This window comes from Arthrobacter sp. yr096 (assembly GCF_900108925.1).
Taxonomy (GTDB): Bacteria; Actinomycetota; Actinomycetes; order Actinomycetales; family Micrococcaceae; genus Arthrobacter.
On the sequence record NZ_FNYI01000003.1, the window covers coordinates 273889 to 289401 of the forward strand.

The 15513-nt window shown below is 63.5% G+C and carries 12 protein-coding genes; 5 read left to right on the forward strand and 7 right to left on the reverse strand.

Translation table 11 applies throughout. From position 1 onward, the window contains the following. Positions 1–6 precede the first annotated feature (6 nt). Positions 7–309, reverse strand: coding sequence for a hypothetical protein (locus BMY91_RS09175; protein ID WP_090821122.1), 303 nt, complete (start codon positions 307–309; stop codon positions 7–9). Between the two features lie 212 nt (positions 310–521). Here BMY91_RS09175 and BMY91_RS09180 point away from each other — a divergent pair, with 212 nt between their 5' ends. Continuing rightward, positions 522–2051, forward strand: coding sequence for a CotH kinase family protein (locus BMY91_RS09180; protein ID WP_256212667.1), 1530 nt, complete (start codon positions 522–524; stop codon positions 2049–2051). Positions 2052–2154: 103 nt separating this feature from the next. Next, the gene (locus BMY91_RS23420) at positions 2155–2475 is read left to right on the forward strand and encodes a hypothetical protein (protein WP_090821124.1); all 321 of its coding nucleotides are present in this window, start codon (positions 2155–2157) and stop codon (positions 2473–2475) included. A 30-nt stretch (positions 2476–2505) separates the two neighbouring features. Here BMY91_RS23420 and BMY91_RS09190 read toward each other — a convergent pair whose 3' ends face one another. Then, on the reverse strand, positions 2506–3318 hold the full coding sequence (locus tag BMY91_RS09190; RefSeq protein WP_090821126.1) for an MBL fold metallo-hydrolase: 813 nt from the start codon (positions 3316–3318) through the stop codon (positions 2506–2508). A gap of 177 nt (positions 3319–3495) precedes the next feature. Between BMY91_RS09190 and BMY91_RS09195 the strand changes: the two genes are divergently transcribed. Beyond that, positions 3496–3702: a hypervirulence associated TUDOR domain-containing protein gene (locus BMY91_RS09195; RefSeq protein ID WP_090821127.1), complete on the forward strand. Its 207-nt coding sequence runs from the start codon at positions 3496–3498 to the stop codon at positions 3700–3702. A gap of 4 nt (positions 3703–3706) precedes the next feature. Further along, positions 3707–4903, forward strand: coding sequence for an NAD(P)/FAD-dependent oxidoreductase (locus tag BMY91_RS09200; protein WP_090821129.1), 1197 nt, complete (start codon positions 3707–3709; stop codon positions 4901–4903). Positions 4904–4984: 81 nt separating this feature from the next. Here the strand turns inward: BMY91_RS09200 and BMY91_RS09205 are convergent, their stop codons facing one another. The 3 genes from BMY91_RS09205 to ligD form a co-directional block, all read right to left on the reverse strand. Then, positions 4985–5878, reverse strand: a complete 894-nt coding sequence (locus BMY91_RS09205; RefSeq protein ID WP_090821131.1) for a glucose 1-dehydrogenase — start codon at positions 5876–5878, stop codon at positions 4985–4987. 104 nt (positions 5879–5982) lie between these two features. Next, complete coding sequence (locus tag BMY91_RS09210) at positions 5983–7257, reverse strand: cation:proton antiporter (RefSeq protein WP_177179886.1); 1275 nt, start codon at positions 7255–7257, stop codon at positions 5983–5985. A 116-nt stretch (positions 7258–7373) separates the two neighbouring features. Continuing rightward, the gene (gene ligD, locus BMY91_RS09215; RefSeq protein ID WP_090821749.1) at positions 7374–8618 is read right to left on the reverse strand and encodes a non-homologous end-joining DNA ligase; all 1245 of its coding nucleotides are present in this window, start codon (positions 8616–8618) and stop codon (positions 7374–7376) included. A 126-nt stretch (positions 8619–8744) separates the two neighbouring features. Between ligD and BMY91_RS09220 the strand changes: the two genes are divergently transcribed. Further along, on the forward strand, positions 8745–10493 hold the full coding sequence (locus tag BMY91_RS09220; protein ID WP_090821133.1) for a pyruvate dehydrogenase: 1749 nt from the start codon (positions 8745–8747) through the stop codon (positions 10491–10493). A 1-nt stretch (position 10494) separates the two neighbouring features. On the opposite strand, the gene uvrA is transcribed toward BMY91_RS09220, so the two are convergent. Continuing rightward, entirely contained in the window at positions 10495–13068 is a 2574-nt protein-coding gene (gene uvrA, locus BMY91_RS09225; protein WP_143054062.1) for an excinuclease ABC subunit UvrA, read from the reverse strand. 59 nt (positions 13069–13127) lie between these two features. Then, positions 13128–15497, reverse strand: a complete 2370-nt coding sequence (locus BMY91_RS09230; RefSeq protein WP_090821135.1) for an alpha-L-rhamnosidase — start codon at positions 15495–15497, stop codon at positions 13128–13130. Positions 15498–15513: the final 16 nt, after the last annotated feature.

The window sequence follows — 15513 nt, forward strand, 5'->3', positions numbered from 1 at the left end:
GTGGGGTTACTGGAACTGGCCGAGCTGGAGGGGGCCCAGTACATCTCCATCAATCAGGGGTCCGTTGATGAGCGGTCCGTTGATGAGGCCGCCGTTCAGGATGCCGCCGCTGAGTACGCCGTCGCCCAGGAGGCCGTTGAGGACCCCGCCGTTGAGCGCGCTGGTGCTGGTGGGAGCAGCGGTAGTGGCTGCAGGTGTGTCAGAAGTTGTTGCCGCTGCTTGTGCGGGGAAGGAGGCAAGGGTGAAGGCGGAGGCTGCAAGGACGGTTCCGACTGCGAAACGTGCGGTGTTCTTGGTGGACTTGTTCACGGGATCTTCTCCAGTACGTAGCTGACGTTGTCCGCGCGCCACGGGTGACGCGCCATCAGCTATTCGGAGCTGCGCGCCACGTGGATGGGAACCGGGTTCGGCAGAGGACATTTTGGCTGGTGCTCTCCTTTCCCAAGGTGGGGCCGGTAGATCGGAGGCATCCCCGGGCACCAAGAAGCCATAAGTCAAGGAACTGCACACGCACAACATGGATGAGGCACAGCAACTGCACAGCTCCCGCGGGAATCGTTGAATGGATCATCCCCGAGCTTGAAAGCAGCAGGTTCATGCAGCGCTCCGCGTCCACCATCCTTTCCTCGTCGTTCCTCGCCATCGCCCTTGGCCTCAGCGGCTGTGCTGTGACTCCTGCGGCCGGCCCGGATGGCTCCAGCAGCGGTGCTGCCCGCGTTTCGGAGGCAGCGGCGGCGGACGATCAAAGCACGACGGCGGCCAACGCCTTTTTCGCTGACGGCGCCACCCATGCGGTTGGCATTGATTGGGACGAGACTGCTTACGCAGACATGATTGCCGCTTACGAAAAGGACGGTTCCAAGGAATGGATTCAGGCCGACATCACCATTGACGGGACGTTGATAGCCGACATTGGCGTGCGGCTCAAGGGCAACTCGACGTTGCGGAGCCTGAGCGGGGGCGATGCCGGGGGACCAGGTGGCGCCGTAGGAACTTCGGCCGGGATTTCCTCGGACGTGCCCGAGTCGCTTCCCTTGCTCATCGACTTCGACAAATACGTTGATGGCCAGACGTATGAGGGTCTGACGCAGTTGTCCTTGCGTCCGGGTTCGCCGGTCCTGAATGAAGCTTTGGCTTTGGCCCTGACCGAAGCGAGCGGCCAGGCTACGCAGCGATATGCCTACACCACGTACTCCGTGAACGACGGTCCTACGCAGACCCGGTTGCTGGTTGAAAACCCTGATGAAGCATACGCGGACTCGCTCTTTGACTCTGCGGGTGTGCTTTACAAGTCTGACGCCGGGTCCAGCTTCACCTATCAGGGCGATGATTTGGCAACGTATGAGGAGCAATTCAAGCAACTCAACAAGAAGGACACCGCAAACGTTCAGCCGATCGTTGATTTCCTTAAGTGGTTGTACGAGGCGAGTGATGAGCAGTTCGACGCCGAGCTGGCCAACTGGGTGGATGTGGACTCGTTCGCACGGTATGCCGCCACGATGAACCTTCTGGTTAATGGCGACGACATGGCGGGGCCCGGCCAGAATTACTACCTCTGGTATGACCTGGAGACCAAAAAGATCTCCATTATTTCGTGGGACCTAAATTTGGCCATGACGGGCAACGCCACGGCGTCCCCGGACGAGCAGGTGTCCATCGGTGGAGGTGGAGGCGGCGCCGGGCGCGGCGGTATGCAGGCTCCAGCCGCGGACGGCGATGGTGGAGGTCCCGCCATGGCAGATCCTCCGGGCGCCGATGCGGCAACCGATCCTGGAGCCGGAACGGGCACGAAGGCTGCTGGTGGCAAGGGAGGAAACGCCCTTAAGGAGAGATTCCTGGCCTCGGCCACCTTCAAGCCCCTGTATGACAAGGCCTACGCTGAGCTCTACCAGCAGCTGTATGGCAGCGGAACCGCAGAGGCCCTCCTGCAGGACATCACGGCTACGGTTCCTGCCAGCGACAACCTGACGGCGTCAGTGCTCGCCGGGCAGGCCGCGACGCTCAAGACGTTTATTCAGGAGAGAACCGCGGCACTCAAGGATCAGGTCTAACCGCAGTGCCGGGTCCAACTGCCGGACCTCTCCGCGGCTCTTTCTCATGCGGCTGTGGCGCTGCTCCGTGGTGGCGGAGAGCACATTGTTACGCCTCCCCGCCATGGACATCGGACTTGCTGCCCTCCCCGCGCTGACCGGTTGCGGCCTCAGCGGAGGGTCTACCAATGCCACCGATAAAGTGGCCGACCCCATCCAGCGCATCGTGGTGGACAACTTCCGTGCGCCTGTGGCCAACTGGGCGTTGGAGTCCGACGCCGCGTACATTCTGTCGTTGTCCCGCTGCCTTGGGACGCTGACCAAGTACGATTCCGCACAGGGCAAGATTGCCGATCCACAACATCAGCACAGCAAAGATCTTGTTGCTGCCGCCATCCCGTGCCGGGGGTTGCACCTGAAAAGGATGAGGTCGGTACGCAGTTGAGGTCCCGAGTGGCCGGGTTCCCGTTTTCGCTCAGGTCAAGTGGTCGAAGTCCCCGCGTGCCCACGCGGCGTGCCTCTGGGCGGAATCGTTCAGGACAGTCTTGGCGTCGGAGTAGATGACATTGTTGAAGTTGCCGTAGATCCGGTCAAACTGGAGATCTCCCAGGTGGGCCGCCACCCGCAAAGCCGCTGCCCCGGACAACGGGAGGTGATTGGGATAGCTGCGCATGAAGGCGACGGAGCGGCGGTCAGGATTGGGAAACACGGTGTCACCGGTCAGCAGCACGCCTTTGCCTTCGGCGCCGGCAGACCAATGCACCACCGCGCTGCCGGGGAAGTGGCCGCCGGTCTGATGCAGTGTTAGGCCTTCGGTGAGGGCCACCTTGTGGGACCAGTAGGTGATGTGCGTGTCATCGCGGCCCAGCCACACGCGGTCTGCACCCGCAACAAATACGGGGATGCCTCCGAGCCGATGTGACCACTCCACCTGAACTCCAAACATATGGGGATGGCTCGCTGCGATCGCCAGGACCGGACCATGCCCGAGTACGGTCTTCACAGCCTGGTCATCGACGTAGCCCACCGGATCCCACAGCAAGGATCCTTGTGGTGTCACCACCAACTGGGTTGTCTGGCCAATTCCGACCTTCGGCTCGCTTCTTATCCCGAAAAGTCCTGGCTCGTTCTCCTTGAACGCGAGCTGCTGGCCGGCCCGCTGGAGTTCGTCCAAGGTCAGCCATTTCTGGCCGTCGTCGGGTACGTATTGCCGCTCGTCAGTGCAGATGGGGCAGAGCCTGGGGACTGGTTCCTCCCGCTCAACAGCGCAGGTTGCACAGATCAGCATGGGTGGTCCCTTCCACGTACCTCGGTTCTGGCCCGCCCAGACTATGGCACGTGGAACGCTCGGAGGAAGGGGCCCCTGGCATCGATTGCGAGGGGTACCGCGAAAATGATCATGATGCTTACTATTGTCGAGGACGCCAACGACGGGCGCCTACACCACACCACACCAGGAGCGGGCATGGCACTGAGCAAGGGAACACGGGTGGAGTGGAATACCTCCCAGGGCAAGACCCACGGAAAGATTGTGGAGAGGAAGACCAGCGACTTCGAGTTGGATGGCGCCCTGCATCGAGCCAGCGAGGCCGAGCCGCAATATGTTGTGGAATCGGAGAAAACAGGTGCCAGGGCGGCGCACAAGGGCTCTGCGCTGACTGAGAAGAAGTAACGCCGTGGCCGGGTACTTTGAGGTTGTGATCGTCGGCGGCGGCAATGCAGGAGTGTCGCTGGCGGCGCGTTTGACACGTTACGGGGTTAAAGGCATCGCCGTCATTGAACCCAAGGAGCACCATCTCTACCAGCCGTTGTTTTCCCATATTGCAGGCGGCCGGGCTGAGGTCAAAGAAGCCGTCCGCAGCCAGCGGTCGGTCATGCCCAAGGGCGTTGCCCTGATCAAGGATGCGGTGGATGGCGTGAAGGCAAGCGCCAACACTGTCAGCCTCAGCTCCGGCGCCACCGTGTCCTATGACCATCTGGTGCTGTGTCCGGGGCTGCAATACAACTGGGATGCCATACCCGGGCTGGCTGAGGCGGTGCATTCGCCCTACGGCGCCTCGCACTACGAGTTTGAGCTTGCCCCGAAAGCCTGGACCCTCCTGAGCAGTCAGCAGTCCGGAACGGTGATCTTTACGATGCCTGCCGGGCCCATCAAGTGCGGGGGTGCCGCCCAGAAGCCGATGTACTTGGCGTGCGACTACTGGAAGGAACAGGGAGTTCTTGACCGGATCAAGGTGGTGATGGTCCAGCCGTATCCCACCGTGTTCGGCATTCCCGTGATTGATCGGGAGCTTGAACGCAAGATTGCGGAGTATGGCATCGAGCTTCGAACCAACAGCGAACTGGTGGGAGTCGATCCCGTCAACCGTGTGGCGACCATCCGTGACCACGCGGCGAACACCACAGAGAACCTTGGCTACGACGTTCTCAATGCCGTCCCGCCCCAGAGTGCGCCGGACTGGCTCAAAGACACGGATCTGGCTGCCGTCGGAGATGATGGCGGTTTCGTGGAGGTTGACTCGCAGACACTCCGGCACGTCCGGCTTCCCAATGTCTGGTCCCTTGGTGACGCTGCGGGCACCAACAACTCCAAGTCCGGCGGGGCGCTGCGCAAGCAGACCAAGGTCCTCGCCAAAAACCTGGTGGCGGCCCGCAAGGGTGGGCAGCTCACGCAGGCGTATGACGGTTACTCTGTGTGCCCCTTCACTGTTTCGCGCAACACCGTGGTTTTTGCTGAGTTCGACGACACATACAGGCTCATGCCAACCGTTCCCAAGGTGCAGACGTGGAAGGAAAGCCGGCTTTCCTGGTGGGTGGACCGGTGGATGTTCCCGCAGGTTTATTGGCGCATGATCCTCCGCGGCCGGGCCTAGCCGGCAGGGGCTGGTCCTAGCCGCAGAGACCTGGGCGCCAGTGGCCCGCTGTGCCACTGGCGCCCAGGCAAACCGCGCTGGCTACGGCGTGGGGCTGCCGCCGTTCACGTTCAAGGTTTCTCCCACCACATAGCTGGATTCCGGCGAGGCAAGGAATACATATGCCGGCGCCAACTCGGCAGGCTGACCGGCCCGGCCAAGGGGAGTGGAGTGCCCGAACTCCGGCAACGCCTCCTTGGGCTGCCCGCTGCTGACCTGCAGTGGAGTCCAGATCGGCCCGGGCGCCACGGCGTTCACCCTGATGCCTCGGGGCGCCAACTGCTGGGCCAAACCTTTGGTGAAGTTGTTGATGCTGGCCTTGGTGGTGGCGTAATCCACCAGTGTTGGTGATGGGTTGTAAGCCTGAATGGACGTGGTGTTGATGATGGTGGATCCGGCCGGCAGATGGGGGAGGGCGGCCTTGGTCAGCCAGAACATCGCATACACGTTGGTCTTCTGCGTGTGGTCGAACTGTTCGTCGGTGATGTCGGCAAGGTTTTCCTGCGCCACCTGCTTCCCGGCGTTGTTGACCAGAATGTCCACACCGCCCAGGATTTCGACGGCGGTGTCCACCACTTTCCGGCACACGGCGGAGTCTTTAAGGTCGCCCGGGACCTTGACGGCCTTGCGGCCTGCGGCTTCGATGATGCCGGCTATGCGGTCTGCGTCCTCTTCCTCTTCCGGGAGGTAGGAAAGGACCACGTCCGCCCCTTCGCGGGCGAAGGCGATTGCCGTGGCTGCGCCGATTCCCGAGTCCGCTCCGGTGACGATCGCCTTTCGTCCTTCGAGGCGCCCGGTACCGCGGTAGCTGTCTTCGCCGAGGTCTGCCGTGGGTGTCAGATCCGCGTCGAGCCCGGGCTCGGGTTGGTGTTGCTTCGGAGGCGAGATCTGCTCGTAGGCGGTGACGGGGTTTCTGAACGTGTACTGATCGGTCATGGTGGTCCTCCTGGTGTCGAGGTGTGGCCATAAAAGCTAAGGAAGCTTATGGTTTCCACCCTAAGCATGCGGTGACCCGTCTGCAAAGCGGGACCAACCTGGCGCTACGCACCGGTGGGAGAAGGGTCCGACGGCGGGAGGCCGCCGTCGGACGCTTGTTCCGTTCGGTGTGGACTGCTGCCCGCGGGGAAGTCATTGCTTGTTTCGGGCCTCCCGTTGCGCTGCAATTGGCGAAGCGCCAGCAGCGGAAACAGCAGCACCGAGAGCATTCCGGCCCCAACCAAGGCGGAGGCGATGCCGCTGGTGATGAAGCCGTGGTCCTGGCCAATGGCCGTCACCGCGACGATGATTGGCAGCCCGGTCGCGCCGAAGAGCAACAGGGCACGCTTATCGGACCGGGTGGAGCCGGAAGGGGCCGCCAACAGCGACGGCAGGCCGCGGATGACCAGCAGCATCACAAGGAACAGGGGGAGCAAGGCGAGGGTTGCCGGGTTGGACGTGAGGGCGCCCAAATGGAAGTCGATGCCGGTATCGATGAAGAACACCGGCACCAGGAAACCGAAAGCGACGGCGTCAATCTTGGTCTCAATGACCCTCCGATCTTCCTGGGGCGCGCGGGCGATGGTGACTTTCCACAGCACACCGGCCGCGAAAGCGCCCAGAAGCATGTCCAACCCCAGCACCATGCTCAGGACAACCAGTGTGCTCAGGATCAACATGATGGACCGCATGGCGAATTGGCTGCTGGTGTGGAGCGTCCTGGTGACCTGCGCATGAAACAGGGTGTGCCGGGAGCGTGAGGCCAGGAAGATGGCAACTCCGGTCAACAGGACGAATCCCAGGAGCACTGCCGACGCCACCCCCAATTGCTTGCCGCTGAGGAAGAGTGAGATGGCGATGAGCGGCCCGAACTCGCCCACCGCCCCCAAGGCCGCCACCGCGATGCCGATGGGTGACTTTATCTCGCCGGCGTCGCGGATGATGGGGAGCAGTGTGCCCAGTGCGGTGGAGCACAAGGCGACGCCGATGATCACTGCGGCCTCAGGTGCAGGCGCCAGGATGAAGCCAGCGCCGATGCCCGCTGCCAGCGAGATAATCCAGCCGGCAGAGGCGCGGCTAATGGGACGGCCCCGGATTGCGGCAAAGTCGATCTCGTTGCCTGCTACGAAGAACAGCATGGCCAAGCCGAAGTCGGCCAGGGTATCCGTGAACGGGGTGGATTGGATCCACCCCAACAGGCTGGGGCCGAGCAGGATCCCCAGGACAATCTCGAAGACCACTATCGGCACTTTGACCAAGGGGTCAAGGAGCCGGGTGATGATGGGTGCCACAACGGCCAAGGCTGCGATCAGTACCAGTGACGTGGACAAGCCTTGCATCGGCAGTGCCTCCGGAACCTCGGCTGCTTGTGGAAAAGTAATCCCAAGCTACCGCCACGCCTTGCAGTGCGCCAGATGAGGCCCCACGTGCAAAACCTGCCGGTGGAGGTGCGTTCTCAGGCGCTGGGCCGTCCCGGCCATTCCTTGCCCGCCCAGGGGTCGTAGTTGGCAATGAGGTCTTCTTGCGGCGGGCGCTGATCGTCGGGAATATGCTGGAGGTTCACCCGGACCCTGTACCAGAGCGAACTGGACCCGCGCATGCCGTCAACCAGTACGTCGGCCGGGTGCAAGGCTGACACCAGCTCCGCGTGCTGCGCCTTCCATTCATCAAAGGCTGCGAGGGCTTCGGGTTTGGTCTTGGTCCGGGCCACCTCGATCAACGGCATCGTGGACACACGTCGTCCGGAGCCGTCCCCTGACCGCGGAGCCTTCTCTGCGGGTCCCAGCTGGACAGCCAAGGCGAGCAATCCCTCGAGGGAACCCGCTGTGTCGTCGATGCCTGCGTGGGGATCGCCCTTCTCTGCGAACCTTTGGGGCACGCTGAGTACCGTGAACTGCTCCGGCCGGGCGGAGCGCACTTCGTCCCACGTGAGCGGGGTTGAGACCCTGGCGTCGGGCCTGGACCGAACGGAGTAGGCCGAGGCCACGGTACGGTCCTTGGCGTTCTGGTTGAAATCTACAAAGACGCTTTCGCCCCGCTCCTCCTTCCACCACCGGGCGGTGGCGAGGCCCGGGGCCCGGTTCTCAACTTCGCGGGCCAGGGTTTCAGCGGCAAGCCGGACGTCGCGGTAGGACCATCGTGGCGCAATTCGCACCAGGATATGGAGGCCCCGCGAGCCCGAGGTTTTCGCCCACCCCACCAGGCCGACGTCGTCCAGTACTTCTTGTGCCACGTACGCCGTATCGACGATTTGCGACCAGTCGACACCAGGCATGGGGTCCAGGTCCACCCGGAGTTCGTCCGGATGGTCGAGGTCTTCGGCGCGAATCGGATGCGGATTCAGGTCCAGGCAGCCAAGATTCACTACCCACGCCAAGCCCGCAGCATCGCGGATGACTGTCTCTTCTGCAGAGGTGCCGGAGGAGTAGTGCAATGTTGCCGTATCGATGAACTCCGGATGGTTTTCCGGCACGCGTTTTTGAAAGAACGGCTCCGCGTCGATGCCTTTAGGAAAGCGTTTGAGCACCATGGGCCGGCCGCCTGCGCCGCGCAGGGCGCCGTCGGCGACTGCCAGGTAATAGCGAACAACATCGAGTTTTGTCAGCCCGGGCTCGGGGAATACCACCTTGTCAGGATTGGAAATGCGAACTTCGGCACCGCCGATGTCCAGAATCTCCGCCGGGGTCTTGGAGGGGCTCATGCGGGCCACGCTAGCAAGCAAGGTGTTGATGCGCCACAGCTCTCAGGCCACCCAGCTGGAGCAAAGCCGGGCGGACTATATTTGGCCATGTCAGCCCACCGCCACAACTGAGGGAGTCTGCACACTATGGCCAAAGAACTTGCCACCCAGCTCATTGAACAACTCCAGGCTGCCGGCGTGCAGCGGATTTACGGAATCGTAGGCGACAGCCTTAACCCAATCGTGGACGCCGTCCGTCAAACAGGAGGTTCCAGCAAGGGCGGCATCGACTGGATCCCCGTCCGCCATGAGGAAGCGGCAGCTTTTGCTGCGGCTGCGGAGGCGCAATTGTCCGGCAGGCTGGCGGTCTGCGCCGGGTCGTGCGGCCCCGGCAACCTGCACCTGATCAACGGGCTGTATGACGCCAACCGCACTGGCGCCCCGGTGCTTGCCATCGCCTCGCACATCCCCAGCAAGCAGATTGGGAGTGGCTTCTTTCAGGAGACGCATCCGGACCGGCTGTTCAATGAATGCTCCGTTTACTCGGAGCTGGTCAGCACCGCCGAGCAAGCGCCCCGCGTGATGCACAGTGCCATCCAGAACGCTGTGGGCCTGCGGGGAGTGGCGGTGGTGACCCTGCCCGGCGATATCGCAGGCCTCGAGGCCACGGCGCCCACGCCCCTTCCTGCCACATTCCGGCCCGCGAGCCTGGTGCCGGACCCGGTCAGCGTCCAGGAACTTGCCGGAGCGATTAACGACGCCGGCAAGGTTGCCATCTTTGCGGGCGCCGGAGTTGAGGGCGCCCACGCCGAACTGATGGCGCTGGCCGAACTGGTCAACGCCCCCATTGGTCACTCCCTGCGCGGCAAGGACTTCGTCCAGTACAACAATCCCTTCGACATCGGCATGACGGGGCTGCTCGGCTATGGCGCTGCGGCCGAAGGCATCGAAGACGCGGATTTGCTGATTCTGCTGGGCACCGATTTCCCGTATGACCAGTTCCTCCCGGACACCCGGACGGCCCAGGTGGACCGGGCTGCCCAGCGGCTGGGGCGCCGCACCGACGTCGACATTGCCGTTCATGGGGACGTCCTGCCTACCCTGAAGGCTCTCCTGCCCCTGCTGCAAGCAAAGAAAAGCCGCCGGTTCCTGGATCAAATGCTCAAAAAGCATGATCGCTTGATGAACAAAGCCGTAGGTGCCTATACGCGCAAGGTGGAGAAGAAGCAGCCGATCCACCCGGAGTATGCTGCCTCGCTGCTGGACCAGGTGGCGGCCGAGGATGCCATCTTCACCGCTGACACCGGCATGTGCAACGTCTGGACCGCACGCTACATCAACCCGCTGGGCACCCGTCGGCTGATCGGGTCCTTCCTGCATGGCTCCATGGCCAACGCCCTGCCCCACGCGATCGGCGCGCAGGTGGCCTACCCGGGACGCCAAGTGGTGTCCGTTTCCGGGGACGGAGGCCTGTCCATGCTGCTCGGTGAGCTCGTCACAGTCGCCGCACATAAGCTGCCGGTGAATGTGGTGGTGTTCAACAACTCCACGCTGGGCATGGTCAAGCTCGAAATGTTGGTGGACGGGCTCCCGGACTTCGGAGTTGACGTGCCGGATGCCAACTATGCCGCGGTGGCCAAGGCGCTTGGCTTCCATGCCGTGCGGGTCACCGATCCTGCGGACATTGAGGCCGCGTACAGGGAAGCATTTGCACACCCCGGTCCGTCGTTGGTGGAACTCATAACGGACCCCAATGCACTGTCCATTCCACCAAAAATCTCCGGCTCGCAGGTGATAGGTTTTGCCACTGCCATGTCAAAAGTGGTCCTGAATCGGGGAGCCGGCGAAGCTGTCAGCATGGCACGCAGCAACCTGCGCAATATCCCCCGCCGCTAGGTCACCGGCCCAGCACGGCGGCGAGGTACGGCGCAGTACGGCTCTCCTTGGAGCGCGCGACGACGGCGGGCGGCCCTGCGGCGATCACCTCGCCGCCGGCGTCGCCACCGCCGGGTCCCAGGTCGATCACCCAGTCCGCACCCGCCACCACATCCATCTCGTGTTCAACCACGATCACGGTGTTGCCGGCATCGACCAGCCTGTGGAGTTGCTTCATCAGGAGCTGGACGTCTGCGGGGTGCAATCCCGTGGTGGGTTCGTCCAGCAGGTAGAGGGTGTGGCCGCGCTGGACGCGCTGCAATTCCGTGGCGAGTTTGATGCGTTGGGCTTCGCCGCCGGAAAGTTCTGTGGCCGGCTGCCCCAGCCTGAGGTAGCCCAGGCCCACCTCCTGCAAGGTTTGGAGGCTGCGTGAGACGGAGGGGAGATCGGCGAGGAATTCGGACGCCGTGTTGACCGTCATGCCCAGTACTTCGGCAATGTTGCGGCCACGGTAGGTGACCTCCAGTGTCTCCGGGTTGAACCGGGAACCGTTGCACTCGGGGCATGGGCCGTAGCTTCCTGGCAGGAACAGCAATTCCACCGCCACGAATCCCTCTCCCTGGCACGTTTCGCAGCGGCCTCCCGCCACGTTGAAGGAAAACCTACCGGCGCCGAAGCCACGCTCACTGGCACTATCGGTGGCCGCGAACTCCTTCCGCACGCCGTCGAAAAGGCCCGTATACGTTGCCAGGTTGGAACGCGGTGTGCGCCCGATGGGTTTCTGGTCGACTTTCACCAGTCGGTCCAGCTGGTGCAGCCCGGACACGGACGCGGCGGCATGGACCCTAGGGGGAGCATCGTTGTCTGCGGCCTCCGGGTGCAGCCGGGCTCCCACCATGTCGGCCAGGACGTGGCTCACCAAGGTGGACTTGCCGGAGCCTGATACGCCGGTCACGGCGGTCAACACTCCCAGCGGAAATGCAACCCCCAGATTGCGGAGGTTGTGCCTGGTGATCCCGCGAAGTTCCAGCCACTCTTCCGTGGTGCGTGGCACGCTGGGAGCCAACCCGGCGGCGACCGGACCGGCGTCGTGCTGCCTGTTAGTCCCGCCGGAGGTGCTGCGGCCGTCCGGGAAAAGGAAGGGTCGGGTCACGGAATCCTTCACATGTTCCAGCCCGTCCACGGGGCCGCTGTAGAGGATTTTTCCGCCGCCTTCGCCGGCGTGTGGTCCCACATCCACCAGCCAGTCGGCGGCCCGGACAAAGTCCATGTTGTGCTCCACCACGAACACCGAGTTGCCGGACGTCTTCAGTTGATTCAGCACATCAAGCAGGGGCTCGGCGTCGGCGGGATGAAGCCCGGCGGAGGGTTCATCGAGTACATAGATGACTCCGAACAGGCCGGAACGCAGCTGGGTGGCGATCCGGAGCCGCTGCATCTCGCCAGGGGACAGCGTGGGCGTAGCGCGCCCCAATGCCAAGTATCCCAAACCCAATTCCAGCAGCACGGTAACCCTGTTGAGCAGGTCCCGGGTGATGGCGACTGCTACCTCGTTCCCTTCTCCGGAGGTCTGCTTGCGGGACGCAGTCCCGGCTCCCTTCACCTCAGTTGTTGGCCGGATCACCGCGGCCAGTTCGGTCAGGGGCAGGGCGTTGAGTTCAGCGATGGTCTTGCCGGCGAATGTTACGGCGAGCGCGTCGGGCCTGAGGCCGCTGCCGTTGCATTGCGGGCATCGTCCGGTCTCCATGAAGCGCAGCACCCGGTCCCGCATGGTGGTGCTCTTGGAGTCCGCAAGGGTGTGGAGGACGTAGCTTTTGGCACTCCAGAAGCGGCCTTTGTATGGCTTGGCGACGCGGTCGCGTTGCGGTGTTACTTCCACCACCGGTTGCTCTTCGGTGAAAAGGATCCAGTCGCGGTCCTTCTTGGGCAGCTTCTTCCAGGGCGTGTCTACGTCGTAGCCCAGGTGGGTGAGGATGTCACGGAGGTTCTTGCCTTGCCATGCGCCGGGCCATGCGGCAATAGCGCCGTCCCGAATGCTCAGGGAGGGGTCCGGTACCAGGGATGCTTCGCTGACCGTGTGTGCAACACCCAAACCGTGGCACTCCGGGCAGGCCCCGGCTGCTGTGTTGGGGGAGAACGCGTCAGAGTCCAGTTGGCTGGCGCCGGCCGGATAGCTGCCGGCACGGGAGAAGAGCATTCGCAGGGAGTTGGAGAGCGTTGTTACTGTTCCGACGCTGGAGCGGGCTGTCGCTGTGCCGCGGCGTTGTTGAAGCGCGACGGCGGGTGGCAGTCCGGTGATGGTCTCTACTTTGGGGTTGTGGCCCTGTTGGATGAGGCGGCGGGCGTAGGGAGCGACGGATTCGAAGTAGCGTCGTTGGGCTTCGGCGAAGATGGTTCCGAAGGCCAGCGAGGATTTTCCCGAGCCGGAAACGCCCGTGAAGGCGACGATCGCGTCCCGGGGGACGTCTACGTCCACGGTGCGCAGGTTGTTCTCGCGTGCTCCGCGGACTCTGACAAAGCCATCTTCGGGATCGGCAAACTGCGGCGTGGGCTGGTGCGGAGCGGGCCGTTGGGAATTTCTCAGTTTACTGTCCATTGCTACGACTCTATCGGCGTCCGGGGCCGGCGCGCATTGAGGAGGCCTGTGCGGAGGTTTCACACAGTGTGGAATTCGTGTTCGCCTGCCGGGGCGTTGTGACTGGTTCCATCCGGCATGCTGACGACTGCTGTGACTCCTTCCGGGATCTCGATGCGCAGGGCGAACGCCCCGTGTTCCACGGTCCAAGCGCTGGTGATTCGGCCGTGGACGGTCTCGACGGTTGCACGTGCCGAGGTGAGGCCGCCTCCGGGCTGCGGGGCGATGGTCACGGTACGGTACGCGGTTTGCCCGCTGTCCGGGTCCTCCGGCAAGCGAATTCCGGCCACATGGGTGTAGAGGAATGAACCCGCGGCGCCCTTGCTGTAGTGGTTGAGGGAGCCCCTCGCTCCGGTGGCGGTCACGCCGTCCCACCATTCCCACATGGTGGTGGCACCGGCGTCCAGCATGCCGAGCCAGGATGGTGTGCCGGTGGAGAGCAGCAGTTGGTAGGCGACGTCGAGGTAGCCATGATCAGCCAGTACCGGAAGCAGGAGGCCGGTAGAAAGAAAGCCCGTGCCCAGTCGGTTTCCGTTGAGGCGGATGAGTTCAACCAGCCGGGACGCCGTCAGCGGGGCGAGTTTCTCCGGGACCAACCCGAAAGCCAGGGCGCGGACGTAGTGTCCTTGGGACTCTTCGCCCAACCGGCCGTCCTGGTCCAGGTACTCTGCTTGCCAGGCGTCGAGGACCGCGGCCGCCAATGAGGCGTAGTGGGCTGCGGCTGTGATCTCGCCGAGCACTCTGGCAGTTCTGGCCAGGAGCTCGGCGGAGCGGTACAGGTACCCCGTGGCCACTATGCCGTGGTCGCGGGAGGGGTCAGGATTCGGCGGAGTGTCCGGCTCCAGCCATTCGCCAAAGTGGAATCCGGTGTCCCACAGAAACGTCTCGTGGGGCAGGGGAGTGGGCCGTGCCGCCGCGCGTAAAGGGTGCCGGCCGGCGGCCGCGGCTCCGGCAGCAAAGTCCACCCATGAACGCATGGAGGGGAAGGCTTCCGCCAAGGCTTCTTTATCCCCGTAGGCACGCCAGAGGGACCATGGTACGAATACTGCGGCGTCACCCCATCCGGCCGAGCCAGTGGCGAGATCTTCAAAGAAGTTGCCGGAGGGCCCGGCGCCGGCAGGATTGGGAACCACCGTGGGCACCCTGCCGTCAGTCCATTGGTCGGCGGCAAGATCCTTCAGCCACTTGGTGCTGAAACCTGACACATCGAACATTAGGGCAGCCGTGTCTACAAAGACCTGCCAGTCACCAGTGAACCCGGACCTCTCGCGCTGGGGGCAGTCCGTGGGGACATCGCAGGCGTTCCCACGGAAGCTCCACAGCACAGCATCGTGCAGGGCGTTGATGCGTGGATCGCTGCAACGGAACGTTCCTGTGCGCGTCAGGTCGGTATGGACCACCACCGCGGTGATGTCCTGCGAGGACAGTTGGCTGGTGAGGCCTTCGATCTGCACGTACCTGAAGCCGTGGGTGGTGTGCCGCGGCTCAAAGACATCGCCAAGGTGTCCGGCGGAGATCACTTCGTCCACCTGCCCTGCGGGAAGGGGAGTCTTGGTGGCGAAATCGAAAGCGCGGATGTTTTCGGTGGACACCAGCCCGGCCGGATCAAGTACCTCCCCGTGTCGCAGCGTGGTTCGGGTGCCCTCGGGGCCGAGTTCCGTCAGGCGGACCCAGCCATTGATGTTCTGTCCGAAGTCCACCACCGTCACTCCGGGCGCGGAATGGGTGATGCTCACGGGCTGGAGCTCCTCGATGCGTCGCACCGCCGGGGCAACCGGCCGGACGTATCGTTCGCTGTTGCCGTAAAGCCCGCCGTGCCGGGTGGCCACCGGAAGCCAACCATCCGTCGTCGTGCCGTCCTCCGGCTCGGAACACCGGCGGAAGTCGATTGTTTGGCCATCCATCAGGTCAGCGTGGGTGATGTGGCTTTCCCGTGAGGTCCAGAGCTTATCCGTGACTGCGAGGGTTCCCGACGGCGAGGTGATGGAAGCGATGAAGGCAGTTTCGCGCCCGAAGCCGTCGGCCCTGCGCTCGAAGCCGTGGCGGCCGCGGAACCAGCCGTCGGAGAGAAGCACGGAGATGACGTTCGCGCCGTCCAGCAACAGCCCAGTGATGTCCCATGCGTGGACCTGCAGGCGTTTGCGGTATGCGGTAAATCCGGGCGTCAGTTCCTCATCGCCCACACGGCTGCCGTTGATGAAGAGTTCGTAGAGTCCATGAGCCGTGGCGTGGATGGTCGCTCTGCCGCGGCCCGGCACCCACTCGAATGTGCTGCGGAGCCAATAGGCGGGCCGCCTGCCGGGTTCGGAAGGCTGCGTTTCAACGGGTGAGATCCAGGAAGCATCACGCAGGGCCGCTTTCAAAGAAGGCTGGGAATGATGGTCTGTCAAGGGAACTCCTCCGGGG

Coding starts and splice junctions, on each gene's coding strand:
- BMY91_RS09180 (WP_256212667.1), top strand. CDS start 522: ATGAGGCACAGCAACTGCACAGCTCCCGCGGGAATCGTTGAATGGATC.
- BMY91_RS23420 (WP_090821124.1), top strand. CDS start 2,155: ATGGACATCGGACTTGCTGCCCTCCCCGCGCTGACCGGTTGCGGCCTC.
- BMY91_RS09190 (WP_090821126.1), bottom strand. CDS start 3,318: ATGCTGATCTGTGCAACCTGCGCTGTTGAGCGGGAGGAACCAGTCCCC.
- BMY91_RS09195 (WP_090821127.1), top strand. CDS start 3,496: ATGGCACTGAGCAAGGGAACACGGGTGGAGTGGAATACCTCCCAGGGC.
- BMY91_RS09205 (WP_090821131.1), bottom strand. CDS start 5,878: ATGACCGATCAGTACACGTTCAGAAACCCCGTCACCGCCTACGAGCAG.
- BMY91_RS09210 (WP_177179886.1), bottom strand. CDS start 7,257: ATGCAAGGCTTGTCCACGTCACTGGTACTGATCGCAGCCTTGGCCGTT.
- ligD (WP_090821749.1), bottom strand. CDS start 8,618: ATGAGCCCCTCCAAGACCCCGGCGGAGATTCTGGACATCGGCGGTGCC.
- BMY91_RS09220 (WP_090821133.1), top strand. CDS start 8,745: ATGGCCAAAGAACTTGCCACCCAGCTCATTGAACAACTCCAGGCTGCC.
- uvrA (WP_143054062.1), bottom strand. CDS start 13,068: ATGGACAGTAAACTGAGAAATTCCCAACGGCCCGCTCCGCACCAGCCC.